24 protein-coding genes are annotated in these 25,097 nt (G+C 50.9%); 17 read left to right on the forward strand and 7 right to left on the reverse strand.

What is annotated here, in order from left to right:
• The first annotated feature begins 18 nt into the window (after nucleotides 1-18).
• The gene (locus ACLBLI_RS00715) at nucleotides 19-405 is read left to right on the forward strand and encodes a RidA family protein (protein ID WP_414829280.1); all 387 of its coding nucleotides are present in this window, start codon (nucleotides 19-21) and stop codon (nucleotides 403-405) included.
• A gap of 4 nt (nucleotides 406-409) precedes the next feature.
• On the forward strand, nucleotides 410-1,132 hold the full coding sequence (trmH, locus tag ACLBLI_RS00720; protein WP_414829281.1) for a tRNA (guanosine(18)-2'-O)-methyltransferase TrmH: 723 nt from the start codon (nucleotides 410-412) through the stop codon (nucleotides 1,130-1,132).
• 114 nt (nucleotides 1,133-1,246) lie between these two features.
• Here trmH and ACLBLI_RS00725 read toward each other — a convergent pair whose 3' ends face one another.
• Nucleotides 1,247-1,435: a DUF1272 domain-containing protein gene (locus ACLBLI_RS00725; RefSeq protein WP_414829282.1), complete on the reverse strand. Its 189-nt coding sequence runs from the start codon at nucleotides 1,433-1,435 to the stop codon at nucleotides 1,247-1,249.
• Nucleotides 1,436-1,590: 155 nt separating this feature from the next.
• Between ACLBLI_RS00725 and ACLBLI_RS00730 the strand changes: the two genes are divergently transcribed.
• From ACLBLI_RS00730 to ACLBLI_RS00765, 8 genes are all read left to right on the forward strand, one after another.
• Nucleotides 1,591-2,232 (forward strand): peroxiredoxin-like family protein, encoded by a 642-nt coding sequence (locus ACLBLI_RS00730; RefSeq protein WP_414829283.1) that lies wholly within the window; start codon nucleotides 1,591-1,593, stop codon nucleotides 2,230-2,232.
• A 248-nt stretch (nucleotides 2,233-2,480) separates the two neighbouring features.
• Nucleotides 2,481-4,553, forward strand: a complete 2,073-nt coding sequence (gene recG / locus ACLBLI_RS00735) for an ATP-dependent DNA helicase RecG (protein ID WP_414829284.1) — start codon at nucleotides 2,481-2,483, stop codon at nucleotides 4,551-4,553.
• Nucleotides 4,546-5,307: a class I SAM-dependent methyltransferase gene (locus ACLBLI_RS00740; protein WP_414829285.1), complete on the forward strand. Its 762-nt coding sequence runs from the start codon at nucleotides 4,546-4,548 to the stop codon at nucleotides 5,305-5,307. Before recG ends, ACLBLI_RS00740 begins: the two co-directional genes overlap by 8 nt.
• Before the next feature lie 9 nt (nucleotides 5,308-5,316).
• Complete coding sequence (locus ACLBLI_RS00745; RefSeq protein WP_414829286.1) at nucleotides 5,317-5,790, forward strand: peroxiredoxin; 474 nt, start codon at nucleotides 5,317-5,319, stop codon at nucleotides 5,788-5,790.
• Between the two features lie 225 nt (nucleotides 5,791-6,015).
• Nucleotides 6,016-6,702, forward strand: a complete 687-nt coding sequence (locus ACLBLI_RS00750; protein ID WP_414829287.1) for a response regulator transcription factor — start codon at nucleotides 6,016-6,018, stop codon at nucleotides 6,700-6,702.
• A gap of 147 nt (nucleotides 6,703-6,849) precedes the next feature.
• Nucleotides 6,850-8,031: an NAD(P)/FAD-dependent oxidoreductase gene (locus ACLBLI_RS00755; protein WP_414829288.1), complete on the forward strand. Its 1,182-nt coding sequence runs from the start codon at nucleotides 6,850-6,852 to the stop codon at nucleotides 8,029-8,031.
• Nucleotides 8,032-8,085: 54 nt separating this feature from the next.
• A complete protein-coding gene (locus ACLBLI_RS00760; protein ID WP_414829289.1) occupies nucleotides 8,086-8,592 on the forward strand; it encodes a DUF6265 family protein in 507 nt (168 codons plus the stop codon).
• Nucleotides 8,593-8,808: 216 nt separating this feature from the next.
• A complete protein-coding gene (locus ACLBLI_RS00765) occupies nucleotides 8,809-9,429 on the forward strand; it encodes a DNA-J related domain-containing protein (protein WP_414829290.1) in 621 nt (206 codons plus the stop codon).
• A gap of 102 nt (nucleotides 9,430-9,531) precedes the next feature.
• Here ACLBLI_RS00765 and ACLBLI_RS00770 read toward each other — a convergent pair whose 3' ends face one another.
• Nucleotides 9,532-10,146, reverse strand: a complete 615-nt coding sequence (locus ACLBLI_RS00770; protein WP_414829291.1) for a TetR family transcriptional regulator — start codon at nucleotides 10,144-10,146, stop codon at nucleotides 9,532-9,534.
• 109 nt (nucleotides 10,147-10,255) lie between these two features.
• Here ACLBLI_RS00770 and ACLBLI_RS00775 point away from each other — a divergent pair, with 109 nt between their 5' ends.
• From ACLBLI_RS00775 to ACLBLI_RS00790, 4 genes are all read left to right on the forward strand, one after another.
• Nucleotides 10,256-11,413 carry an efflux RND transporter periplasmic adaptor subunit gene (locus tag ACLBLI_RS00775; protein WP_414829292.1) on the forward strand — a complete coding sequence of 386 codons (1,158 nt, stop codon included), beginning with the start codon at nucleotides 10,256-10,258 and terminating at the stop codon, nucleotides 11,411-11,413.
• Between the two features lie 18 nt (nucleotides 11,414-11,431).
• Entirely contained in the window at nucleotides 11,432-14,548 is a 3,117-nt protein-coding gene (locus ACLBLI_RS00780; protein WP_414829293.1) for an efflux RND transporter permease subunit, read from the forward strand.
• A 412-nt stretch (nucleotides 14,549-14,960) separates the two neighbouring features.
• Complete coding sequence (locus ACLBLI_RS00785) at nucleotides 14,961-16,802, forward strand: GNAT family N-acetyltransferase (RefSeq protein WP_414829294.1); 1,842 nt, start codon at nucleotides 14,961-14,963, stop codon at nucleotides 16,800-16,802.
• Nucleotides 16,799-17,755, forward strand: coding sequence for a histone deacetylase family protein (locus ACLBLI_RS00790; RefSeq protein WP_414829295.1), 957 nt, complete (start codon nucleotides 16,799-16,801; stop codon nucleotides 17,753-17,755). The genes ACLBLI_RS00785 and ACLBLI_RS00790 overlap by 4 nt, the downstream gene beginning before the upstream one ends.
• A gap of 181 nt (nucleotides 17,756-17,936) precedes the next feature.
• Here ACLBLI_RS00790 and ACLBLI_RS00795 read toward each other — a convergent pair whose 3' ends face one another.
• From ACLBLI_RS00795 to ACLBLI_RS00805, 3 genes are all read right to left on the reverse strand, one after another.
• Nucleotides 17,937-18,686, reverse strand: coding sequence for a MauE/DoxX family redox-associated membrane protein (locus tag ACLBLI_RS00795; protein WP_414829296.1), 750 nt, complete (start codon nucleotides 18,684-18,686; stop codon nucleotides 17,937-17,939).
• A gap of 254 nt (nucleotides 18,687-18,940) precedes the next feature.
• Nucleotides 18,941-19,477: a DUF6436 domain-containing protein gene (locus ACLBLI_RS00800; RefSeq protein WP_414829297.1), complete on the reverse strand. Its 537-nt coding sequence runs from the start codon at nucleotides 19,475-19,477 to the stop codon at nucleotides 18,941-18,943.
• Nucleotides 19,474-20,955: a methyl-accepting chemotaxis protein gene (locus ACLBLI_RS00805; RefSeq protein ID WP_414829298.1), complete on the reverse strand. Its 1,482-nt coding sequence runs from the start codon at nucleotides 20,953-20,955 to the stop codon at nucleotides 19,474-19,476. Before ACLBLI_RS00805 ends, ACLBLI_RS00800 begins: the two co-directional genes overlap by 4 nt.
• A 106-nt stretch (nucleotides 20,956-21,061) precedes the next feature.
• Here ACLBLI_RS00805 and ACLBLI_RS00810 point away from each other — a divergent pair, with 106 nt between their 5' ends.
• Nucleotides 21,062-21,598, forward strand: a complete 537-nt coding sequence (locus ACLBLI_RS00810) for a DsrE family protein (RefSeq protein ID WP_414829299.1) — start codon at nucleotides 21,062-21,064, stop codon at nucleotides 21,596-21,598.
• Nucleotides 21,599-21,610: 12 nt separating this feature from the next.
• On the opposite strand, the gene ACLBLI_RS00815 is transcribed toward ACLBLI_RS00810, so the two are convergent.
• Both ACLBLI_RS00815 and ACLBLI_RS00820 read right to left on the reverse strand, forming a co-directional pair.
• Nucleotides 21,611-22,585, reverse strand: coding sequence for a zinc transporter ZntB (locus ACLBLI_RS00815; RefSeq protein ID WP_414829300.1), 975 nt, complete (start codon nucleotides 22,583-22,585; stop codon nucleotides 21,611-21,613).
• A complete protein-coding gene (locus tag ACLBLI_RS00820) occupies nucleotides 22,578-23,456 on the reverse strand; it encodes a mechanosensitive ion channel family protein (protein ID WP_414830870.1) in 879 nt (292 codons plus the stop codon). Before ACLBLI_RS00820 ends, ACLBLI_RS00815 begins: the two co-directional genes overlap by 8 nt.
• Before the next feature lie 135 nt (nucleotides 23,457-23,591).
• Between ACLBLI_RS00820 and ACLBLI_RS00825 the strand changes: the two genes are divergently transcribed.
• Together ACLBLI_RS00825 and ACLBLI_RS00830 are read left to right on the forward strand one after the other, a co-directional pair.
• Complete coding sequence (locus ACLBLI_RS00825; RefSeq protein ID WP_414829301.1) at nucleotides 23,592-24,098, forward strand: hypothetical protein; 507 nt, start codon at nucleotides 23,592-23,594, stop codon at nucleotides 24,096-24,098.
• A gap of 17 nt (nucleotides 24,099-24,115) precedes the next feature.
• On the forward strand, nucleotides 24,116-24,991 hold the full coding sequence (locus tag ACLBLI_RS00830; protein ID WP_414829302.1) for an ATP-grasp domain-containing protein: 876 nt from the start codon (nucleotides 24,116-24,118) through the stop codon (nucleotides 24,989-24,991).
• Nucleotides 24,992-25,097 lie beyond the last annotated feature (106 nt).

Here is a 25,097-nt window from a genome sequence, read left to right on the forward strand (position 1 = left end):
AAAAACAGGATTTATCTTATGTCTAAATCAGTGATCCAGACCGATCGCGCACCTGAAGCTATTGGCACCTACAGCCAGGCAATTAAAGCTGGCACTACCGTATACCTTTCAGGGCAAATCCCCTTAGTTCCAGACACCATGGAAATGGTCTCGGAAGATTTCGCGGAGCAGGCCACGCAGGTTTTCAATAACGTGAAAGCCGTATGCGAAGCCGCTGGTGGCACTACCAACGATCTGGTGAAAGTGAATATTTACCTCACCGATCTGTCTCATTTTGCGACGGTGAATGAGATCATGAGCCAGTACTTCAACAAGCCTTACCCGGCACGAGCCGCCGTACAGGTATCTGCGTTACCAAAAGGCGCTCAAATCGAGATTGACGGGGTTATGGAGCTGCCGGAGTAAGCACATGTCACCAGAGCGTTACCAGCGCATTCGTGATGTGCTGGCCAAGCGACAGACAGACCTTACGGTGTGTCTGGAAAACGTGCATAAGCCGCACAATGTGTCGGCCATTGTGCGTACTTGTGATGCCATTGGTATTCACCGCGTCCATACCGTGTGGGAAGAAAAATATAAACTGCGTGGCGGCACGGCGATGGGCAGTCAGCAATGGGTGCGGGTGAATAACCATGACAATATAACGGATGCTATCGGTGCGCTGAAATCGCAAGGCATGCAGGTATTAGTGACTCATCTGTCAGACGACGCCGTCGACTTCCGGGATGTGGATTACAGCAAGCCTACCGCCGTGTTGTTCGGTCAGGAAAAATACGGTGTGACAGATGAAGCCATTGCCATGGCCGACCAGGATATCGTGATCCCCATGGTGGGGATGGTGCAGTCACTGAATGTGTCCGTTGCAGCTGCGCTTGTGCTGTATGAAGCGCAGCGCCAGCGCCAGATTGCCGGTATGTATGATATTCAGCATCTGGACGAAGAAGAGTGTCAGCGCATGCTCTTTGAAGGCGGTTATCCGCGCTTGCAAAAGATGTGTAAGCGTAAAAACATTCCCTATCCTCCCATTGATAAAACCGGTCATATCGCTGCAGACGAAACCTGGTGGCAACAAATGCAAATGTCACCAGCGGCAATTAAGGCCCTGAATGCGGATGAAGCTGCGGACAATTAAGCCCGCTTCTCTTCCTGCCTGCTTTTACTGACAGGCAGGTACGCCCCCTGCTAATTCCTTCGTACGTTGTGCGACAGCGTCGTACTATTAACCCGTCTGATCAGAAAAACAGCATTATGCTTTTGGGTTTTCATTGCCGGGTTGCACGCACCTCAGCACACCCTGACAGTTCGGGCACTGAAAGCGCAGCCGGGCTGTGGTACAGACCTCACAAAACGTACAGTTATGCTGGCAGCTATAGCGCGCAACGTGCTGCCCAAAAGGATGGTTACACCATTCACAGAGAGTTTTACATTCAGCCATTCTGAGGTACCTGCATTAGCAAATCCGAGGTGTGGCTAATGATATGCCTGCAGTGAGCGTGTCGTCTGACAATCAGCACTCACTTTCTGCCATACCTTTGAAAGAAAGCAAGCCTTAGTCAGGTCTGATTAGTACCACGCCAAAACGGAGCTACTATGATGATAAAAAAGCTTGTCTGTACAGCCATTCTGGCTTGTATTGCAATGACTTCACTTGCGCATGAGCGCGGCACAATTGCTGACGCTGCGCAGAACGTTACACCCTTGCTTAACGGTATGTCCGCACCAAATACCACGTTGCGTACACCGTCAGGCGCGCCCGTTAGTCTCAAAGCCATTATGGTGAACAAACCCACGCTGGTGCTTTTTTATCGAGGCGGGTGGTGTCCGTACTGCAACCGGCAACTGGCTGAGTTGAAAAATATTGAAGAGCCACTGAGTGAGCTCGGCTATCAAATAGTGGCTATCTCGCCACAAACTCCGCAGCAGCTGAAATCGCAGATGCTGGAAAGCGAATTTGCGGCGCAGCTTTACTCTGATTCCTCGCTGGACACGCTTAAAGGATTTGGCATTGCGTTTTACCTGGATGACAACACACAGCAACGCTATCAGGAACATGGTATTGCCCTGACACAGGATGGCAGCGGTAAGTCAGTCCTCCCGGCTCCGGCTCTCTTTTTCCTGGATCAAAAAGGGGTGATTGAGTTTTCCTATGTTAACCCGGATTATAAGGTAAGGCCGTCCGCGGAACTGGTGCTGGCTATCGCATCTTCATTAAGTAAGAATAATAAGTCTTAAACAATCAACTGCCCCGCACCTGTTCTGTGGTGCGGGATGCTCGCCATATCAGGATGAATCCATTACACTCGCTTTCAAACCAACGCAAACCGGTTTCTCTCTTTTGATGTCACAGCAGCAGGCAACATCGGTTGAACAGTGAATCTGTTTCCTCGTCTGCTCGGTACGGCGCGATTGCTGTCCTGTCGAACGGAGCATCGGTAACCGGCTTGTGTATGTGAGCTGTAATAAGGACACCTATCGTCACCATGCAATCGTTAGCGCAGATGCCGGTCACCGCTTTAAAGGGCGTAGGGGCAAAAGTTGCCGAAAAGCTGGTAAAGCTACACCTGTTTACTGTACAGGATGTGCTGTTTCACCTGCCGCTTCGTTATGAAGATCGCACCCGTACCTATCAGGTACAGGAGTGTCGTCCCTTTACTCATGTGAGTATTCAGGGCGAGGTTAAAAGCGCAGATATTCAGTACGGTAAGAAGCGTATGCTGGTAGTAAAAGTGTCAGACGGTACTGGCACTATCACGCTGCGTTTTTTTCACTTTGGCGCGGCGCAACGCAGCATCATGACTCCGGGAAACGAGGTACGCTGCTTCGGCGAAGTCCGGGCTGGAAAGTGGGGGCTGGAGATGATGCACCCTGAGTTTTCCCTGGTGGACGATTCGACCGATCCCGCGACGGAAACGCTGACGCCCGTTTACCCTACCACCGAAGGGGTAAAGCAGCTCACACTACGAAACATGTCTGACCAAGCGCTTGGGCTGCTGGATAAAGGCGGCCTTGCTGACCTGTTGCCAGAGGGAATGTACGAACAGCAGATATCGCTGAAAGCTGCGCTGCATCTGGTGCATCGTCCCCCGCCGGATGTGGCGGTGTCGCAACTGGAGGAGGGCGCGCATCCTGCCCAGTACCGGCTGATTATCGAAGAACTGCTTGCTCACCATTTAAGCGTGCTAAAAGTCCGTCAGCAGTCTGATGCCCAGCCTGGTATCGCGATAAACGTCAATCAGGCACTGATAGATCAGTTGCTGAATGCCTTACCGTTCTCTCCCACAGGCGCCCAGCAGCGTGTGGTAAATGATATTCAGCAGGATATGCAGCGGTCTCGTCCTATGATGCGGCTGGTGCAGGGCGACGTTGGCTCGGGTAAAACGCTGGTGGCGGCGTTGGCTGCACTTTCAGCAATTGGTGCCGGGTATCAGGTAGCGTTAATGGCGCCAACTGAACTGTTGGCTGAGCAACATGCAAACAACTTTCGTGAATGGCTCGCTCCTTTGGGGGTGGAAGTAGGCTGGCTGGCTGGAAAACTGAAGGGGAAAGCCCGCGAGGCTGTCATCGAGCGTCTCGCCAGCGGCGATATCCAGATGCTGGTGGGCACGCATGCGATATTCCAGGAGCAGGTGCATTATCAGCAACTGGCGCTGGTGATTGTGGATGAACAGCACCGTTTCGGCGTGCATCAGCGGCTGGCGCTACGTGAAAAAGGCGAGCTGCAGGGGCGTTTCCCGCACCAGCTGATCATGACCGCCACACCTATACCACGAACGCTGGCGATGACTGCTTATGCTGACCTGGATACTTCTGTCATTGACGAGCTGCCGCCAGGCCGTTCGCCGGTAACCACCGTGGTATTGCCTGACAGTCGACGAGCCGATGTTATCGCCCGTGTGCACGAGGCCTGTAAAGAGCACGGCAGGCAGGCGTATTGGGTGTGTACATTGATAGATGAATCCGAAGTGCTGCAATGCCAGGCGGCCGAAGATGCCGCCATCACACTGCGCACGGCGTTACCCGATTTACGAGTAGGACTGGTACACGGTCGTCTGAAACCGGCGGAAAAGCAAGCGGTGATGGCTGCCTTCAAAGATGGCGAACTGGACTTACTGGTGGCTACCACCGTCATTGAAGTTGGCGTGGATGTACCTAACGCCAGTATCATGATCATTGAAAACCCGGAGCGACTTGGTCTGGCGCAGTTACATCAGTTACGAGGACGGGTAGGGCGTGGCGCGGTAGAAAGCCAGTGTGTGTTGATGTACCAGAGCCCGCTGTCGAAAACCGCAACGCAACGTTTAGCAGTATTACGGGAGTCCAGTGATGGTTTTTATATTGCGCAGAAAGACCTGGAAATACGTGGCCCAGGAGAACTAATGGGAACGCGTCAAACGGGTATGGCCGAGCTGAAAATTGCCGATCTGGTGCGTGATGCCGGTATCATTCCTCAGGTGCAGAATATCGCTTCTCACTTGTGGGAAAACTACCCGTCACACGCGCAAGCCATTATTAACCGTTGGATAGGGCAAAAGGAGCAATATGGTCATGCCTGATGTGACGATGTTTTTTCCACACAACGGTGACGCTGCAGAAGTCGGGCTGGCCGAACGTATTGCTGAAAAATGGCAATTCAACCTGGTGCAAAACCCGCCATCTCAGGCACTGGCACTGGTAATTGAAAACGGACAGCTAAGCCTGAAAGACTGTGGTGATCCCAAGCAACTACCTGTCTCGGTAGATTTTCTTTCCGGAAGCAGTACCTACCGGCAGCAGCATGGCGGGGGCAAAGGCGAGCCGGTGGTTAAAGCTATCGGCCTCAAAGGCCACGACAATTATCACGTGATAGACGCCACGCCTGGCCTGGGAAGAGACGCCTTTGTGCTGGCAAGTGTTGGTTGTCATGTCACGATGATTGAGCGTTCACCCGTGGTAGCGGCGTTGCTGGAAGATGGAATAAGACGGCTGGAAGAGGCGGGCAACACCATCGCTGAAAGATTAACCTTGTGTCATGGCAATAGTGCACAGGTGATGCAATACTGGGATGGTGGTCACGTGGACGCGGTCTATCTGGACCCGATGTTTCCGCACCGGAAAAAGTCGGCACTGGTGAAAAAAGAAATGCGGATTTTCCAACAGTTATTGGGAAATGATGAGGATGCAAATCTTCTGCTGCCTCCGGCACTAGCGTTAGCTAAGCACAGAGTAGTGGTGAAGCGTCCCAATAACGCCGACGTATTGAATGGGCATAAGCCCAGCATGGCGATAACAAGTAAAAAGCATCGATTTGATGTGTATATAAGCCCATAGGAGATCTATATGATTGAAGTTGGAAGCACCCTGCCTGAAGTTGATTTTAGCCAGTTAAAAAACGGCGAAATGACCAACCCTAAAACCAATGATCTGTTCGGTGATAAGCGGGTAGTATTGTTTGCTGTTCCCGGCGCATTCACACCTACCTGTTCTACTGCGCACTTACCCGGCTATGTCGCGCTGGCTGATAAAATCAAAGCAAAAGGAATCGACTCAATTATCTGTCTGTCGGTGAATGATGCTTTCGTGATGGACGCCTGGGGCAAGGCCAATAATGCTGAAGAGATCGAAATGATTGGCGACGGTAATGCAAACTTTACCAAGTCAATTGGTCTTGATATCGATACCAGTACATTCGGCGGCACGCGTTCGCTGCGCTATGCCATGATTGTTAATGATTGTCGTGTAGAAAAAATTAACGTAGAAGATCCGGGCAGGTTTGAAGTTAGCGACGCAGAGACTATTCTCAATAGCCTGTGAAAAACAAGAAATATACATATATTTTTAAGTTTTAAAGAATATCTTAATAATCAGTCATAATTTTTGATGAAATTCAATTAGGCTGATGGTATGATTTTTTACCATCAGCAATCCTCTTTATCGTGTATAGCCGTCCAGGCTAGTCTGTTGCGAGTTCCTTAGTTTAAATCGTTGCCATTTGTGAAGTTTCGGCGCAGTACACCTTGTTGCCCAGGGAGGGTATCTATGCGTGAACCACCACCGAAGTCACATCTTTTTGTAGTGACACAGGCCCGTCAGTCTGACCAGACCGAACAGAGCCGTCAGACAGACTTTTTTACAGGTTTACTTAAAACCTGTGGCTATAACTTTACTATCGTTCATCACGTTGGGCAGTTACCTGAAACGGCAGAACAAGATGTGGTGTTCTACGATTCTGCTAACGCCGCGTCTATTATGCCGGCGTATTCAGAGTATCAGGGAAGTGCGCGCTGGGTATTATTTAACCTGCAACGTGATGCGCTGGATGAGTCCGGCGCTATCGTTGCCGGCATTGAGGGCGCGTTTTATGTGGAAGATCCCCCGGAACTTATTATGAAAGGGCTGCGGCGCATCCATACACGGGATGTCTGGTTTTGTCGCTCGTCAATAAACAGCGCTATCAGGCAAATGCGTGCGAAGCTGAAAAATGCATTCTGGTCAGAAAAGTCCATGTCACCGCCACTGGTAACGACTGACACACCTCTGACGAAACGCGAACTGTCAATTGTGAAGCTGGTTTCCGAGGGGGCGCAAAATAAAGAAATTGCCGAGCAGCTTCACATCAGTATTAATACCGTAAAAACGCATATATACAGTATTTTCAGAAAAACCCGTTCCAGAAATCGTATTGAGCTGCTGTTCTGGTGTCAGAACTATATGAATCACGGCTGACAGCAAACCAAAATACATCTGGTAAGTCCGGCCCCACCGTTTACAGGAACACCCACAAGCTGCCCGGGTAGTGCTATAATCCGCGCGGTTAGCAAACAGGCGCGGTAAGGCGTCCTGAGCTACCGGATTCAGACAGTGGGGACAAGCGTGATTCAGAAAGATGTGATTGTAATTGGTGCCGGTGCCGCCGGTCTTTTTTGTGCTGCGGAGGCCGGAAAGCGGGGGCGCACTGTCGCCGTTTTGGATCATGCGAAAAAGGTAGGCCGCAAGATCCTGATGTCAGGCGGAGGCCGCTGCAATTTCACTAACATGTATGCCAGCCCTGAGAATTTTTTGTCGCAAAACCCTCACTTCTGCAAGTCTGCGCTCAGCCGTTATACCCAGTGGGATTTTATTGCGCTGGTTAGTGAATACGGCATTCCTTACCATGAGAAAACCCTCGGCCAGCTGTTTTGTGATGAGTCCGCCTCCGACATTGTCAATATGCTGATGAGTGAGTGTGATAAGGCTGGGGTAACCGTCACTACCCGATGTGAAATTCTCGGTGTGGAAAAGCTGGATGCGGGTTACCACCTGAAAACCTCGCTCGGCGACTACCAGTGTGAATCGCTGGTGATAGCAACAGGTGGATTAAGTATGCCGAAACTAGGCGCGACGCCATTCGGGTACCAGATTGCCGAGCAGTTCGGCTTGCCAGTACTACCCACACGAGCAGGCCTGGTGCCCTTTACGCTGCACGATGCACAAAAGCAGGTGCTTAGCGAATTAAGCGGGGTGGCCATTGATGTCAGTGCCGCATGTAACGATATGTTGTTCAAAGAAGCGATGTTGTTTACCCATCGCGGGTTAAGCGGGCCGTCCATGCTGCAGATTTCCTCCTATTGGCACCCGGGCGATACCTTAAGCATTAACACGTTGCCAGCCGGTGATGCCCTCGCGTTTCTTGAAGAGGCAAAAAAGACCTCACCTGATGCGCAGTTGTCTACCTGTCTGGCAAAGCTCTTCCCTAAGCGCGTGGTGCAAACCCTTATCGACTTCAACGCCTGGCCAAATAAACCGGTGAAGCAGCTCACCCACACCGAGGTGGCCGCGATTGCTGAGGCCTTGGAGAACTGGGAAATTAAACCGAATGGCACGGAAGGCTATCGTACCGCAGAGGTGACACTGGGGGGTGTGGATACCCATGCACTGTCGTCAAAAACAATGATGGCAAAGGATGTCGAAGGGCTATATTTTATCGGTGAAGTTGTTGATGTTACCGGCTGGCTTGGCGGGTACAACTTTCAGTGGGCGTGGTCGTCAGGCTGGGCTGCCGGGCAGGTAGTCTGAGAAAGCTTAATATCGTCTGTGCCTAAAAATTACGACATTATCCGGACTAGTAGAATGAAATCTTTACTGTGTGCTGTACTCCTTGCTATCAGCTTTCATGCAATGGCAAAAGACGACCTTTCGAACCTGCGCTTCTTAGCTGACGGTCAGCAGTCACCTTCAGCCGATTTAAGCGCATTGAGCTGGCTTGCCGGCCATTGGCAAGGTAATGCCTTTGGTGGCCTGGTTGAAGAAATCTGGGCTCCGGCGGTAGGCGGCAGTATGATGGGCGCGTTTAAACTGGTTGTCGAGAATCAGGTCAGGTTTTACGAAATAGAAACCATTTCAGAAGAGAACGGCACGCTGGTGTTCAGGCTTAAACATTTCAACAGTGATTTGACAGGTTGGGAGGAAAAGAACGACAGTATGGAATTCAAACTGGTAGAGGTTACTGAGAACCGTGTTTATTTTAACGGCCTGACTATTGAGAAGGTCAGTGACAATAGCATCACGATGTATGTCGCACTGGAAAACGGCGACAAGGTGACAGAAGGCGTGTTCGCATACACGCGGTATGAATAGCACCGCTTCAGATTTACGCTTTATCGTAGTAAGGTGCTGAGGCCGCAGGGAAAGTGCTACTCTTTTAAGCACAAAGATCAATTGCGCAACGAAACCATCGGCTGGCTGGATAAGTATCTTAAGTCTGCACGCTAACTGCCAATTTGCTGTCCTGCATTTGAGGAAAACCCGCTTATCCCGTATGGTGCACACAGGTTAAAGGAAAGCGGACATACCGTGACTCAACAAGCATCGCAACCAAATAATGCGTTGGTGACTCTGCTCGCACAGTGGCAGGATAAGCTGCGAGAGGGCACCAGCGAGTATGCGCTTATCCGTGCACTGCAGGCGAAGCCGCTGGCATTTTTCTCTGAGCAGGCCATGCGCGACCCGCTGCTGCTTTTTCAAACCCACTTTGCGCTTTATAACGCGCTTTATCAGCTCAAAGATATATGGCTGGAAAGCCAGCAGGGGCTGCTGGAAATACACGGAACGCGCATTCATCTGCGTGCTTATCAGCCTCAGGACCCGGCCTTAACCCACGCCGATCCTCTGCGGACCTACTATCTGGACTGGAGCAATTTCGATACTACCGCTAAGCATGACGTCGAGGAGTTACTGGATACGTTTTGGTCCCGGATGACGGGCGAAGAGGCTGTAACTCGGTTAGATCGACAACGTATTGACGAGGCGATGGCAGTATTGGACATTGCCAGCGATATGCATCTGAGCAAGGCGTTGTTGAAGCGTCAGTATAGAAAGCGATTGCACGACTGTCACCCGGATAAAGGCGGACGTGCAGAAGATACCCGCAACGTGGTAAGCGCCTATTCAGTACTGCTGCCGCTTAGTTCATAAGTGGGCGATAACACAGCATAACTCACTAACAAACGCTGCCCGCTGGGTTCGGCTAAACGCGCTTATCCCGAACAAAATTAGTACCGCAAAGATCAACAGACCCTAGTGATTTTTGAGCGGCTGAAAGAACATTTCCATTAACAGCGGTGCCTCCTCATGAATAGCGAAGCTCTCAGGATCATCCAGAAACTCAACCACTACTCCCCGGAAATAACAGTTTAACGCCCGCGTTAACAGCTGTGGGTTGGCATCAAAAGGCAACTTTCCTGCTTTTTTGGCTCTTTCGAAATAAGCGGTAAATACGGCTGATGTTTTGCGTTTCTTCTCGTTAAAGGCGTCTTTACTGGATTCCATCTCGCCACTGTAATCACACTTCAGCAAAAACAGAGTAAGCACTTTTTGCTTTTGCGGCTCATAATGTAACTCGACGAGGATTTGCGTGCAGATTTCCTGTAACTGACCGACAGGATCCGGGTGTTCAACTTCCAGGCCTTCCAAAATTTTCTGAATAAAAGGAGTATGTAGCCGTTCATGTAACGCGTCGAAAATTTCCTGCTTGTTTTTGAAGTGCCAGTAAACGGCGCCGCGTGTCACCTCTGCTGCTTTTGCGACATTCTCTAGAGAGGCTCTGGCGACTCCGCGTTCACTGAATACCTCGACAGCTGCATCCAGTATGGATTGCCGGGTTTGATCTGCTTCTTCTTTGGTTCGACGCATAAGGTATACCGATTATTAAATTGACAAACATACATACATGAATGTATTTTAAATTAAACTGAAACTACGTCTTTGTCCAGCTTTAGCTTAACGATTGGAATTTTACATTATGAGTCAACGCGTTTTACTGCTTTGTGCAGTGATTTCTTTTGGGTTTCTGACAGCATGCTCTGAACAGAGTGAGCAAGCACAGGCCGGTCAGGCGCAGGCTCAGCCAGCGCCACGCGTCTCAGTGACGACCATTTCCAGACAACCGGTGACATTTGAAGTTGTATTGCCAGGTCGTATAACGCCTTTCAGGCAATCACAGGTTCGCCCGCAGGTGGATGGAGTTATCACAGAACGTCTGTTTGAGGAAGGCGCGCAGGTAGAGAAAGGACAGCAGTTGTATCAGATTGACGATGCCCGATACAGTGCCCAGCTCAACAGCGCAGTCGCTGATCTGAGAAGTGCCGAAGCCAACCTGAAAACACTGGAAGCCAAAGCCCGTCGTTATGAAGATCTGGTAAGCCGAAACGCCATCAGTCGTCAGGAATTTGATGACGTTATTGCTCAGAAAGATCAGGCAGTAGCCTCTATCAATGTGGCAAAAGCCGCTGTTGACCTGGCGCAGGTGAACCTGGATTACACTAAGGTGTATGCACCCATCAGCGGGCAAATCAGCCGCTCTTACGTCACCGAAGGTACACTCGTTACCACCAATCAAAGCCAGCAGTTAGCTACGATCACGCAATTAAATCCTATCTATGTCGATATGCAGGAGTCCGGTAAGGCCATTGTCACAATTCGTCGTGAAATGCAGCGCCAGCAGGAGCTGCCGGTGTCATTGTCATTTGATGAGGCGGCGGTAGACAAATACGAACACAAAGGCGTGGTGAAGTTTTCAGAAGTCACGGTTGAACAAACTACCGGTTCAGTCACCCTGCGCGCAGAAGTGCCTAACCCTGATGGACTGCTGATGCCAGGCATGTTTGTGAAAGCGCACGTTATCACGGATGAAAAAGACGCGCTGCTTGTGCCTCAGCGTGCTACCACGCGTCAACCAGATGGCTCGCTGACAGTATTTGTTGTGAATGCCAGCGACGAAGTAGAGCCTCGTCAGATTCAAACTACGGATATCTATCAGGATCAGTACGTGGTGGCCTCCGGCCTTAGTGCAGGAGATCGTGTCATCGTGACGGGCTATCAAAAGGTCCAGCCCGGCATGAAAGTGAATGCCTCCGAATGGAAGGCCGGTGGCACAAATGCCTCACAAACACAGCAATAAGCGAGAAGAGTAGATCCTATGGCGCGTTTTTTTATAGATAGACCCGTATTCGCCTGGGTGCTTGCCATTATCACGATGATGGCGGGTGTGCTGGCAATTCAGTCATTGCCAATCGAGCAGTATCCCAAAGTGGCTCCACCTTCTGTCACCATCAGTGCGTCGTATCCGGGCGCTTCGGCGGAAACGGTAGAGAACTCCGTTACGCAAATTATTGAACAGAATTTGTCGGGTATCGACAATTTGCGGTACTTCTCATCAAGCAGTGCCAACAGCAGCATGTCGATTTCACTGACATTTGAACCGGGAACCGATCCCGACATCGCCCAGGTACAAACCCAGAATAAGGTGCAGGGGGCGGTTTCGCTGTTGCCCCAGCAGGTACAACAGCAGGGCGTTACGGTTACCAAGTCGAACGATTCTTTTGCACTGGTGATTGGCTTTTATGCTGATAACGGTGAGCTGACACAGTATGACTTGTCCGATGCACTGATTTCCCAATTCCGTGACCCAATATCGCGTGTGAATGGTGTCGGAAGTGTACGCGTGTTTGGTGCCCAGCGTTCGATGCGTATCTGGCTGGATCCGGACAAACTGTTCAGTTACAACCTGACTCCGGTGGATGTGCAGTCTGCCGTTCAGGTGCAAAATACCGATGTTTCAGCCGGACAGCTGGGCGGCATGCCGGCGATTGAAAATCAACAAATCAATGCCACCATTCAGGCCCAGTCACGGCTACAAACGGTCGAAGATTTCGAGCGTATTGTACTGCGTGTGAATACCGATGGGTCACAGGTTAGAGTAGGCGATGTCGCCCGTGTGGAGCTGGGCGCCGAGTCCTACAATGTCATCGCGCGTTATAAGCGTCATCCTGCCGCCGGTATGGCGGTGAGTCTGGCAGCTGGCGCCAATGCACTGGATACCATTGAGCGTCTGAAAGCGCGGGTTGAGGAGCTGAAAGGCGGCCTGCCTGAAGGCGTGAAGGTGGTATATCCGCTGGATAGCTCACCGTTTATCGAGTTGTCGATTAAGTCGGTGGTTCAGACACTGATAGAAGCGGTGGTGCTGGTATTTCTGGTGATGTTGCTGTTCCTGCAGAACTGGCGCGCCACGCTGATACCCACTATCGCGGTTCCGGTAGTGCTGTTGGGAACGTTTGCTGTACTTTACGCTTTCGGTTTCAGTATCAACGTATTAACGATGTTTGCCATGGTGCTGGCAATCGGTCTGCTGGTTGACGATGCCATCGTAGTGGTGGAGAACGTTGAACGCATTATGGAAGAAGAAGGATTGTCTCCACGCGAGGCGACCAAAAAATCCATGCAGCAAATCACCAGCGCACTGGTGGGGATTGCCGTGGTTCTTTCTACCGTGTTTATTCCCATGGCCTTTTTCAGTGGTTCCGCAGGCGCGATTTATCGCCAGTTTTCTATCACGATTGTTTCTGCCATGGCGTTCTCCGTGCTGGTTGCCATCGTGTTGTCGCCGTCTCTGTGTGCGACGTTACTGAAAAAGCACGATCCTGATCACGACAAAAACAAAGGTTTCTTTGGCTGGTTTAACCGTAATTTCAACAAAGGCCGCGACCGTTATCAGAAAACCGCTTCACACATGGCGCGTCGCGTTAAGCGGTATACTGTGGTGTACGGCGTGCTGGTGGCCGGTATGGCAATCATCTTTATGCGCCTGCCAGGAGCCTTTCTGCCAAATGAAGACCAGGGCAGCCTGATGATGCTTATCAGCACGCCGCCGGGTTCAACGGCAGGGCGTACGCTGGAGTCGGTAAAGCAAGCTGAAGATTTCTTCCTCGATCAGAAAGGCGATGTGGTTAAAGACATGTTCACCGTCGTGGGCTTCAGTTTCGCCGGTAGTGCACAAAATGCTGCAATGGGCTTTTTGCACCTGATTGACTGGGATGAACGTGATGAGAGTAACTCTGCATTCGCGTTGCAAGGGCAGGCTTACGGGGCGTTTCAACAAATTGAGGATGCCAATGCGTTTCCGATTATCCCGCCACCGATCATGGAGCTGGGTAATGCCACGGGTTTCAACCTGCAACTGGTCGATCGCGCCGGCAATGGTCATGAAGCGCTGATGAATGCGCGTAATCAACTGCTCGGAATGGCCGCACAGAATCCGAAGCTGACAGGGGTTCGCCCTAACGGTTTGAGTGATGTGCCGCAGTTCAAAATAGATATCGACTCTGAAAAAGCCTCGGCGCTGGGTATATCTCTGGACCAAATCAACGCCACGCTGCAAATTGCGTGGGGTTCCAGTTATGTAAACGACTTTATCGATAACGGTCGCATCAAACGTGTTTATATGCAGGCCGATGCGCCCCACCGCATGTCACCGGAGGATCTGGATAAGTGGTTCGTACGCAACAACGATGGTGAGATGGTGGCTTTCAGCGCGTTCGCCACAACGAACTGGACATACGGATCGCCGAAGCTTGAGCGCTTCAACGGCTTGTCGTCGGTTAATATTCAGGGTAGCCCAGCCGAAGGCGTTTCTTCCGGAGAAGCCATGGAGGAAATGGAAAAAATGGTCGCACAGTTACCAGAGGGCTTTGGGGTGGAGTGGGCCGGATTGTCTTTCGAAGAACGGCAGGCCGGTTCTCAGGCTCCCATGCTGTATGCCATTTCGATTATCGTCGTATTCCTGTGTTTGGCGGCGCTTTATGAAAGCTGGTCGGTGCCGTTTGCCGTGATGCTGGTTGTGCCGTTAGGCATACTGGGCTCTGTGGTGGCGGCCTTCCTCTTCAGCTTGCCAAACGATGTGTATTTGCAGGTGGCATTTCTGACCACCGTGGGGCTCGCCTCAAAGAACGCCATTCTGATAGTGGAATTCGCCAAAACCCGCTACGAAGAGGGTGAAGATTTGATGACCGCAGTATCAGAAGCGGCTTCACAGCGTTTCCGTCCTATTCTGATGACGTCGATGGCATTTATTCTTGGGGTAACGCCGCTGGCAATCTCCAGTGGAGCGGGGGCGGCAGCGCAAAACGCCATTGGTATCGCCGTGATGGGCGGTATGTTTGCTGCAACTTTCCTGGCCATATTCTTTGTGCCGATGTTCTACGCCATGGTGGAAAAGCTTTTCCATGGCAAGAAGGACCACGCCAAGAATGATGCCTGACGGCAAACGTACTGATAAAAAGAAAAACGCGGCCCAGGCCGCTTTTTTTTGTGCTCAGGCCTTTGCCATTGCGGCTTCCTATGACAGTAAATACGGTGGTCTGGGGTGCAGGCAAAATGCATAAATGACATGGAAAACTCCTATCCATGGCAGTCTCAGGCAAGACAACCTATAGCGTCAGGGGGGACTATCAGAAACCGCCAACCACTGCAGCGTCTGGCAAGGTAATCTAAGACCAAAGGCGTAGGTATAACCGTGTTAATCCGTTGCGCTATGACAATAAGTCGTGGCAAAACTATGGCATGATAGGCAGCACGGATGGCCGAACCACTCCTACCACAGGTTGTGGGCTTTGCCTGCACAGGCACAGCGGCTACGCTTATCAACAGTGAACAACACGCAGGATAGGTTTATGTCTATAACGTTGCCTCCTTCTCCCGACTGGTCAAAGCTTATTAAATCAGGTAGCCGGGTATTTGTGGGCGGAAATGCTTCGGTACCCTACGCCCTGGTGCAGCACCTGATTGACCATAGCGCAGGGTTCAGTGATATCGAGATGGTACATATGCTGACCCTGGGAGATACCCGTTGGGCCAAAGAAGAATACAGGGCGCTGTTTAAAGCGAATACCTTTTTTATCGGCGGGCCTGTGGTTCGCAAGGCGGTGGATGAAGGCCGTGCAGACTATACGCCGGTTTTTTTGTCAGAAATCTCCGGGCTATTCAGTGACGGTACGTTGTCGCTGGATGCGGCCATGGTGAATGTGAGCCCGCCGGATGAGTTCGGCTACTGCTCGCTGGGCGCGTCAGTGGATATTTGTATGTCAGCGGTACGTCAGGCCAAAAAAGTGATTGCTCAGATAAACCCACAGGTACCGCGCACCGCCGGACACTCGTATATTCATGTCAGTGAAATTCATGCGTGCATTGAAGCTGACGAGTCGCTGATAGAAGTGGAAACGCCACCAATCGACAGCGTCACCGAGCGAATTGGTCAGTATGTCTCGATGCTGGTGGAAGACGGCGCTACCTTGCAGTTCGGGATTGGTAAAATCCCCAGCGCTACCCTGAAGTATCTGTGTAATCACAAAGATTTAGGCATACACAGCGAAATGCTTACCGATGCGATAATTGAGCCGTTGTCTTCCGGTGCCATTACCAACAAAAAGAAAACCTTCCACCCGGGGAAAATTGTAACCAGCTTCGGCATAGGGTCGCGTAAGCTATACGACCTCATTGATGCCAATCCGCATATTGAGTTTTATCCCAGCAGTTATGTGAACAAACCAACAAATATCGCGAAAAACGACAACATGATAGCCATTAACAGTGCGCTGGAAGTCGATTTAACCGGTCAGGTGGTGGCGGATTCACTGGGTTATGATTTTTACAGTGGTATCGGCGGGCAGGTGGACTTTGTCAGCGGTGCGTCAATCAGCAAAGGCGGCAAACCCATCATCGCGCTGCCTTCAACCGCAAAGAACGAAACGGTGTCGCGTATCACGCCCTGTATCAGCGAGGGAGCTGGCGTAGTGACATCACGGGGCAACGTGCATTATGTGGTGACCGAATACGGCATCGCCTCGCTTAAAGGGAAAAGTATACGAGAGCGCGCGCTGGAGCTTATTCGGGTGGCACACCCGAAATTTCGCGCCAAACTGCTTGAGGATGTTCGTCAGAACTACTGGGTTCCCCATTATCAGGCTAAGTATCCCACTGACATTCCTGAGCTGGGTGCTATTCAGTTGAAAAAGCTGGTAATACAGGGCGAAACCTTCTACATGCGACCTTTAAACCCGGCGGATGAGCGCCGGCTGCAAGAGTTCTTTTATTCCCACACCAAAGAAACACTGCGCCTGCGCTATAACTATGACCCCAAACAGATGTCGCGGGAGAAATCCTGTAATCTGGTGAGTGTAGATCAGAGCAGCGATGCGGCACTTTGCATTGTCAGGCAGGAAGGCTCCCGCATTACTATTCATGCTGTAGGCCGTTTTTATTACAACCCCAGCGACAACTCCTGCGAGGCTGCATTTGTCACCCGTGAAACCCAACAGGGGAAAGGCATGGCAAGTCGATTGTTAAACCAACTGATTGACGTGGCGAAAAAGCGCGGGATTGCACGCATGATGGCGTATGTCAGGGCCGATAATAAACCCATGATAGCGATTTTCGAGCAGGCGAATTTTAAGCGTCTTCACTCCAGCGATCCCAGTGATGTGGAGCTCGAACTGAATCTGGAGAGCGATGAATGACGTTACGGATATACCGCGGCAAAGACTGCGTGCATCACGATGTCGGGCACGACCATCCTGAAAGCCCGGACCGTATTTATGCGATTGATGATCAACTGCTGGCGTCTGGGCTGGACATGATTTGTGAGCATGCTGACGCCAGGCCCGCCAAACGGGAGTACTTGTCTCTGGCGCATGATCCCTACTATGTAGACAGTGTGTTTGAGCGTGCGCCAAAAACGGGCACTATCTGGCTGGATGATGATACCGGCATGACACCAATTACGTTAAGTGCCGCACTTTATGCCGCGGGAGCCGGGTGCGATGCGGTTGACTGGGTGATGGAAGGGGATAATCGTCAGGCGTTTTGTCTGGTACGTCCGCCGGGCCATCATGCGGAATACGACAGTGCTATGGGCTTTTGCTTCTTTAATAATATTGCGGTGGCCGCGCGCTACGCGCTGCAAAAGTACGAGTTAAGCCGGGTTGCTATTGTCGATTTTGACGTGCACCACGGCAACGGCACCGAGAATATCATTGCTGGCGACCAGCGCATCATGATGTGCAGCAGCTTCCAACATCCATTCTATCCCCACAGCGGCAGTCCGGTATCAGCAAGCAATATTTTAAGTGTGCCGCTTGAGGCAGGAGCTACCGGTGAAGTGTTTCGCGAGAAAGTGACGCACTGGTTTCAGGCGCTGAAAAATTTTCAGCCTCAGTTAATTCTGATCTCCGCGGGTTTTGATGCGCACGCTGAAGATCCAATGGCGCACATCCGCCTGAAAGAAGATGACTATAAGTGGGTAAGTGCAAACCTACGCGAGGTGGCTGACAGTTGCTGTCACGGTCGTATCGTAAGTACCCTGGAAGGAGGCTACAATTTAAGCGCTCTGGGTCGCAGTGTGGTCGCGCATCTGCGTGGCTTAAACGGTGAAAGCGACGTCGCGACGCAAGTGCAGGGAGAAAGCGTGTAATGCTGTTGGAAATAAAATTTATCTAACGCAGCGGCGCACGTAAACCGCGCAGCGTGTGCCTGCTAAGCGCAAGACTGCACACCGAACAAACGCAGGGGAGTGGTCAGTTACTGGCTGTAGTTTTCTGTAGCAGTAGCACGACTTGCAGAGCATTCTGCAAGTCGTGGCTTGAGATTGTCAGCTATGCCAGCAGTACGAAGTCCCGATACAGCATCCATAGCCCGGCACCAACCATAAACAGGTTTTCGCTTAGGGAAATGAAGCCAAGTGGCACATTGCTGTCGCCTCCCACACAAGCACATTTCAGTTCGCGCTTGTCGATGTAAACGGCTTTGATTACGGAAATGGCACCGATAGTTCCAATGAACAGCGATACCGGCGCAACCCACAGGGCTGGCAGCAGCGCTAACATCCCCAGTCCTGCCCATGCTTCAGCAAACGGGTACACATAGGCATACCGAATTTGCTTCATCGCTAACAAATCGTAGGTAATAAACTGATTAGAAAATGCGGTTAAATCCTGAAGCTTTTGTAACGCCAGCATGACCATGCTGAAAGCAACGAAGTGCATGATAACCGGGGCAGGGGCCAGATTCAGTCTGCCGGAATAGATAAATGCCACAACCATCAGTGCGGCGATGGCAAAAATAGCCAGCACTGGCGTATAGGTCGTACCCTGCGGGCCTTCCTGCGACTTGCCAAAATAGTCCCGGAGATCGTCATAGCCACCGATGCGTTTTTCGTCAATAAACGTTTGTGGCGTGGTCTCTACGTCGTGTCGGGATTTGAATTTGTCGGTTTCTTCACGCGTTTTCAGATGATGATCGTCTACGGTGTAACCTTCACGCTCTAATAAGTCTTTTGATTTGAGGCCGAACGGACAGATGTGTTCATCCGTTACCATTCTGTATAGCGTTGCTTGTTTGCTCATACGTCCTCCATGGTTAATTTACCCACCAAAGCAATAAAGCAATATTGCAGCCAGGCGAGTAAAGCACGTCTGTGCGTGTAAAATTTATACGCCTGATGATGAGGTTTTGCCCAATCACAGCAAAATAAGGGACTTTTCTCCCTTTTTACCTATCTGTTTTAAGTCTGTTTCAAGCTTCGTGCCACGGGTTTCAAGCTTTGTGCCCTGAAACTACTGCAGGTTTGCTTAACAATAGCACCATTGGCCGGAGGTAATTAGCCGGCACGGGTTTGGCAGAAACACCCGCTCGCCTCTGTCTGCACGACAGCGCCGTGATAATCAGAGCGGGCGATACTGACAATATTGTCAATGAGGGTTTCACCGGTAAAGCAGCCATAGCCTGTTGCATAAGGCCCCAGGTAACGCAACTGGCCATTATTATCAATCACGGCGATGGCAGGAAAAGTCGGTAGCAAGGCATGCAGACCGGGGATGGTTGAGATATCAATGGTTGTCGCCTGATAGCCTTCATTGTGAAGCTGGCTCAGCAACGTATCACGATGCGCAGAGGTGAGGGTGTTGCAGTAACAGGCTGCGTTTGTTTGCAAATGAACCAGCGAACCTGGCTGTACCCCCTGCTTGCTAAGTTCGACAACCAGGTTGTCGTCAAATGCCATTGACGTAGCCGCCTGCGCCAGCACCTGGTCAGGGTCAAAACTGACAATCTGTTTGCTGTTGTAAAGCCACAGACCAGCCAGGATCGCCACTGCCCAAGCGAACAGCATTCCCCAGCCAAGATACCTTGCGTTCATACGCTGAATTTGTCGATTGCTGCTTTCATTTCGCGACAGCGAACATTGAGATTATTCACTTCCTGCGCGAGCTGGTTAGCACTCTCCACTTCATCCTGCGATAGTTCATGCATGCGGGCTGCACTTTGGGCAATTGAGGCAGACGCTGACTCCTGTTCAATTGCTGATGTAGCAATTTCGGCCATATTCGCAGCCGCATCGTTGATATGATCAAGTACCTCCTGCATGGAACCGGAGGCGTCGCTGGATGTGGTAACCGCTGAGTCAACCAGTTCGACACAGGTTTCCATCTGGGTAACCGAACTGGCGGTTTGAGAAACCAGTTGCTCGGTAATCGCCGTGATCTCATCTGCACTTTCTTTCGAGCGAATGGCGAGGGTCCTTACTTCATCTGCCACTACCGCAAAGCCGCGGCCGTGCTCACCCGCCCTGGCTGACTCGATTGCCGCATTAAGTGCTAGCAGGTTGGTTTGTTCGGCAACTGCAGTAATCGAGCGCATTGCGTCGGAAATATTTGCGCATTGTTCGTTAAGGGCAGAATTGGTTTTCGCTGCATCATTCAGCCTGTCTCTGAGTGAGCTAATGGTGGCATTGGTGCTGTTTATCGTGTTCTGAGATTGCCTCACGGTTTCCCGCGCGACAGACGTTCTGTCGTTGGCAACTGTGGTGCGCTCCGATGCCATCTGCATTGCGGCGGCAATTTCTTCTGAAGCCGCTGACACTGACACAATCTGCGTAGCCGTCTGCTCCGACATAGCGTGGGTTTTGGTTACCGTCTTATCGATACGCGCACTGGCTTCTGCCACACTGGCGGTAAGTTCCCCGGCTTCTCTAACCAACGCGTTAATCTGCTGTACAAAACGATTAAACTGGGTAACGGTGTCATTGTCCGAATCAATGGATACGGAAAGGTTCACCTTGTTGCTGTCGTTGAGGATCCTGTCAATAGCTGTGCGCAGTTGCTCTGCAGCTTGTCCTTCTTTAAATGCATTGTTCGCCATGAACATCAACACCACGCCCTCGGAAACGGCGAACGCCGCATGCAACAGCAGGTAAGAAAACAACAGGTGGTCGGGTTCAAAAATGAAAACCGGTGTGCCGCCGGCCTGAAGCAGAAAAAAACCGATATGATGCACGGCCACAACGGCGGTTGACGACGCAATGACTTTCCAGTCCCGGAAATACGCCAGAAAGGCCAACAACACAAAAATTTCGAAATGCATTTCGATCAGCCCAAACGACTGATGGATATGCAGGGCGGCCATTAACTGCACGCCAATACCAATGGCGTGACGACTAAGGGCGCTGCCTGGCTGTTGAAAACTCAGCAGTAACGGTACAGCAATGATGGGAATGCCGAGGATAAAGGCAACAAGCAACTCACCGGTGATGAGCCCAATGACGATGGAAATAATCCACTGCGCCGCTAAGACTGCACGAAATATTTTGTGACCATCCGTTATCCACGAGTACTGCATAAAATCACTCCAAAACAAATGCTCACGTAACTATAGGTGAGACTGGCACTTTTGCTAATTGTTGTATGGTAAGTTAAGAGAAAGTGTAAAGAAATTGGACATTAGTATGGGAAAATTCCGATTAGGATCATTATTATTAATTGTTTTTATCCTAAACGGCGGAGCCTTAGCGGATACGTTCCAAACCGGCCCCGTCTTTGAAAGCTGGGGGCGTCATGCGCCAGTTCCGGGAGTATCACTGGATAAAAGTGCCCGGTTTGCTGTTGTGTTTGATATGGCAGAAGCGGCACATGACGGGAAGGTAGATCGCCGTATTGACAGCCTGGCGCGATTTATCAATATGCATATGGCGAACGGGGTGGAACAGAAGAACATTCGGCTTGCGCTTGTTGTGCATGGTGGCGCCACGCTGGAAATGTTGTCGAATGGTCATTACAAAGACAGGTTAGGAAAAGATAATGCCAATATCGCGCTACTTAGCGCGCTCATGAACCAGCATGTGAGAGTCATTGTTTGTGGGCAATCTGCAGCGGCTCACAAGGTATCAGCACAAATGCTGATACCCGGCGTAGAGATGGCACTGTCGGCAATGACTGCTCATGCACAATTGCAGCAGCAGGGCTATACCGTCAACCCCTTTTAAGTGGCATATGCGTTAAAGCCAACGCTTCCACAGCATGGCAATTAGCATAAATACGGCCAGCACACCCATGCAGCCCATTAGCACAGTAAAGGCGTCCTGTGAGTCGGTGCCGGGCAGGCCACCAACGTTCATGCCAAAGACACCTGTGAGAAATGACAGCGGCAGAAAGATAGCCGTTACCATGGATAAAACATACATGCGCACACCCTGCTGGTCTGCGATACGGTTGCGTAATTCGTCCTGCAATACAATAGCGCGTTCACGGGCCAGGTCCAGATCCTCCACATACCGGGTGACACGATCAGACTGCTCGCGTAATTCATACGCCTGCTCCTGGCTGAGTATGCCGGGTAAACGCTGTAGGGCCTCCAGCGCATCCCGCTGCGGTGCAAGGAAGCGACGCATGGTAGCCGCCTGACGTCGCAGCGACGCCAGGGTCTGACGGTCTGCCTTGTTCAGGGCGTCACGGGTTTCGCATTCCACCAGTACATCGTCCATCTCATCCACGGTGTCATGGATGCGATCCGCGATATTGCCGACCAAATCAATAAGCAGCGCGCGTGGACATGCGGGCGCTTGCTGAGTATCAAATTGTTCGCGAATTGCCGCGACGGACAGCAGTCGTCTGTCCTTACGCCGAGCCGTTACCAACAAGTTGCCTTTCAGCCACAGTCGCAGTGACACCATATCTTCAGGATCTGCATCCGGGTTTTTGTTCACCGCGCGCAAATAAATTAATGCGCCTTCCATCATCGACAATGCTCTGGGGCGGGTTTCCAGCGCCAGCAGCGCATCCGCGACGGGTTGCGGTAATGCCAGTCGCTGCATCAGGTCGGCAGAGTCAGGCGTATCCGATTGAAGATGAACCCATAAATAGCCATCTTCCGGTACGGTTGCATTTAACTGGTCAGGGGAAACCGATACGGCTTTGCCTTTTGCTGAAACATGGTACGCCCACAAAAAACCGGAATGTTGCGCATCACTCATTTAGTTGATTCTCTTTCTCATTAAGCAGCCTGATAGCGCCATCTATATGAACATCCCGCTGCGGGAACGCTATCACTACACCTGCTTCGTTAAATAATTCGTCAATGGCATAACGCACCTGACTTCGTATGACTCTGAGATTACGTTCGACGGTGGCATTTACCCAAAAGTACACCTCAAACGCGAGTGCGTTATCGCCGAAATCATCGAAAATTACAACGGGTTTTGGTTCAGTTAAAATATCTTCCTGCCGCGTCACCGCCTCTTCAATGAGTTCCGCAACCCTGCGGCAAGGCGAACCATAGGCTACACCGACTTTGACTGATGTTCGGGTAAGCGTGTCAATCAGCGTCCAGTTAATAACAGTATTTTCCAGCAGCTTGCTGTTAGGAATAAGCATGTGCACACCATCTACCCGACGAATTCGCGTATAGCGGGTATTGATCGCTTCAACTGAACCACGGGCATCGTCCACTTCCAGAAAGTCGCCGATACGAATCGGCCGCTCCCACATCAGGATCCAGCCGCTGATAAAGTTATTGATAATGTTCTGAGCCCCGAAGCCAACACCAATGGCGATAGCACCAGACAAAAACGCAAAAGCGGTAAGCGGTACGCTGAGTAACTCGAGCAGGGTAACTACCAGGATGGCAAAGGCGATAACATAGAAAATACGTTTAAACAGATGCACGGTATCTGCGCTGGCGCCGGTTTTCCGTAGTCGGTAGGTGGCAATGTGGGCAAACTTGTCAATCAACCATGAACCGACAATGACTGCCAGTGGCACCGCCAGCAACTCCCCCACAGTAAAGGTATGCTGGAATAACGTAAATGTCTCGTAGCTGAGTGCAGTCGTTACGGTGTTCAGCAAATCATTCACGGCCTGATCCCTTGGTTATTTTTTCGCATTTTTCAGCATGATAGACCGCCGCGAATGTGAATGCCAGCAGCCGCTTTTCCAGAAGTGTGGTAGAGTCGATATGTGTCGAATTAGTCCGAGAATCTTATGCTTCGCTTTGTTATCACAGTATTTTTCCTTTTACTGACGTCTCAGGTCAGTGCGATCACCTTTACGCTGTCAGAACAGCACGTTAACCAAATGGTGAAAATGACCTTTCCGCAAACCCAGTACTACAACCAAATTAAGCTGACGTTTACCGACCCTGTGGTTACGCTGGGCTCAGTGGAGGATGACGTTGCAGTGCAAGTTAACATTCTGGCGCAACAGGACGGGCAGACACTTAACGCCTCAGGAAAAATGAAAGGGCTGTTAAAATACCGCGCTGAGCGCAAAGAGTTGCAAATAGAGAAACCGACTCTGGTGGAATTTACCGTACTGGATAACACCCTGGAAAACAGCAAGACACTGGTTGATGCGATAAATCAAATGCAGGGAAAGCAGTTCCCAATGATTTTGCTGTTGGATTTTACTCAACTAAACCTGGGGTTATTTGGAAACCAGCTTCCCAAGCGGATTGATATCGAGAATAAACACCTCGTCATTGAAATGTAATGGAGCCAGTGCGCAGTATGAAACATGTCGCTTTTTTATCGATGGGTGATCTTGGAGATTTCTTTGTTTACGACGACTTGCTCATTCCCCATTTCACGAGTGCTGGCTGGCAAGTGACCTCTGTACCATGGCGTGAAAAAACCAACTGGAATGACTATGACGCGGTGATTGTCAGAAGTCCGTGGGATTATCAGCAGAGTCCGGCGGCATTCTTGTCCTGCTTGCGTGACATTGAGGCGTCGCGGGCATACCTGGACAATCCGCTGGCACTGATGGAGTGGAATTTACAGAAAACGTACTTAAAAGATATGGCGGCGCAAGGCGTTATTACACTCCCAACACGCTGGGATACGGGGTATAACCTGGCATCGGTGAGTGCATGTTTTTGTGATTACGATACAGACGAGCTTATTGTTAAACCCACTTTAAGCGCCAATGCCGATGATACGTTTCGACTCACCGCTGAGGACGCCAATACCAGAGAGGATGAGCTTTGTCAGCTTTATGCAGACAGAGGTATTATGATACAGCCCTTTGTTAAAGAGGTGCTTCTTGAGGGTGAGTATTCACTTTTTTACTTTAATGGTAAGTATAGCCATGCCATTCTGAAAACGCCGAAGCAGGGTGATTTTCGTGTTCAGGAAGAGCACGGGGGGGCCTTGCAATCTGTCACTCCCGATGCATCTATGCAAAAAGCCTGTGAACACGCCCTGGCGTCTATGCCTACCGACTCGCTCTATGCCCGTGTCGATTTAATTCGCTACCAGAGTCAATGGGCGGTTATGGAGCTGGAACTGATTGAGCCGTCGCTGTACTTCAACTTAGACGATGCCTCTCAGCCTCGCTTCGTTAATGCGTTTCTTACCCGGTACGCCGCCTACCAGGACCAGTAAGTAGCTCCAATCCGATTTGCGATTTTGCTGTAAATTAAATATAAAAAAACGGGCGAAAGCCCGTTTTTTGTAGTGAGTGCGCCGCTTTTACGCGCTGGCGGTGTTA

The organism is Alteromonas sp. H39, from assembly GCF_047556435.1.
GTDB lineage: Bacteria > Pseudomonadota > Gammaproteobacteria > Enterobacterales > Alteromonadaceae > Alteromonas.

Bases quoted from the DNA above. Each gene is read 5' to 3' on its own strand.
- ACLBLI_RS00805 (WP_414829298.1), bottom strand. From the start codon at position 20,955: ATGCAGTACTCGTGGATAACGGATGGTCACAAAATATTTCGTGCAGTC.
- trmH (WP_414829281.1), top strand. From the start codon at position 410: ATGTCACCAGAGCGTTACCAGCGCATTCGTGATGTGCTGGCCAAGCGA.
- ACLBLI_RS00815 (WP_414829300.1), bottom strand. From the start codon at position 22,585: ATGAGTGATGCGCAACATTCCGGTTTTTTGTGGGCGTACCATGTTTCA.
- ACLBLI_RS00775 (WP_414829292.1), top strand. From the start codon at position 10,256: ATGAGTCAACGCGTTTTACTGCTTTGTGCAGTGATTTCTTTTGGGTTT.
- ACLBLI_RS00770 (WP_414829291.1), bottom strand. From the start codon at position 10,146: ATGCGTCGAACCAAAGAAGAAGCAGATCAAACCCGGCAATCCATACTG.
- ACLBLI_RS00740 (WP_414829285.1), top strand. From the start codon at position 4,546: ATGCCTGATGTGACGATGTTTTTTCCACACAACGGTGACGCTGCAGAA.
- ACLBLI_RS00715 (WP_414829280.1), top strand. From the start codon at position 19: ATGTCTAAATCAGTGATCCAGACCGATCGCGCACCTGAAGCTATTGGC.
- ACLBLI_RS00745 (WP_414829286.1), top strand. From the start codon at position 5,317: ATGATTGAAGTTGGAAGCACCCTGCCTGAAGTTGATTTTAGCCAGTTA.
- ACLBLI_RS00790 (WP_414829295.1), top strand. From the start codon at position 16,799: ATGACGTTACGGATATACCGCGGCAAAGACTGCGTGCATCACGATGTC.
- ACLBLI_RS00785 (WP_414829294.1), top strand. From the start codon at position 14,961: ATGTCTATAACGTTGCCTCCTTCTCCCGACTGGTCAAAGCTTATTAAA.
- ACLBLI_RS00730 (WP_414829283.1), top strand. From the start codon at position 1,591: ATGATGATAAAAAAGCTTGTCTGTACAGCCATTCTGGCTTGTATTGCA.
- ACLBLI_RS00830 (WP_414829302.1), top strand. From the start codon at position 24,116: ATGAAACATGTCGCTTTTTTATCGATGGGTGATCTTGGAGATTTCTTT.
- ACLBLI_RS00825 (WP_414829301.1), top strand. From the start codon at position 23,592: ATGCTTCGCTTTGTTATCACAGTATTTTTCCTTTTACTGACGTCTCAG.
- ACLBLI_RS00760 (WP_414829289.1), top strand. From the start codon at position 8,086: ATGAAATCTTTACTGTGTGCTGTACTCCTTGCTATCAGCTTTCATGCA.
- ACLBLI_RS00800 (WP_414829297.1), bottom strand. From the start codon at position 19,477: ATGAACGCAAGGTATCTTGGCTGGGGAATGCTGTTCGCTTGGGCAGTG.
- ACLBLI_RS00795 (WP_414829296.1), bottom strand. From the start codon at position 18,686: ATGAGCAAACAAGCAACGCTATACAGAATGGTAACGGATGAACACATC.
- ACLBLI_RS00750 (WP_414829287.1), top strand. From the start codon at position 6,016: ATGCGTGAACCACCACCGAAGTCACATCTTTTTGTAGTGACACAGGCC.
- recG (WP_414829284.1), top strand. From the start codon at position 2,481: ATGCAATCGTTAGCGCAGATGCCGGTCACCGCTTTAAAGGGCGTAGGG.
- ACLBLI_RS00780 (WP_414829293.1), top strand. From the start codon at position 11,432: ATGGCGCGTTTTTTTATAGATAGACCCGTATTCGCCTGGGTGCTTGCC.
- ACLBLI_RS00810 (WP_414829299.1), top strand. From the start codon at position 21,062: ATGGGAAAATTCCGATTAGGATCATTATTATTAATTGTTTTTATCCTA.
- ACLBLI_RS00725 (WP_414829282.1), bottom strand. From the start codon at position 1,435: ATGGCTGAATGTAAAACTCTCTGTGAATGGTGTAACCATCCTTTTGGG.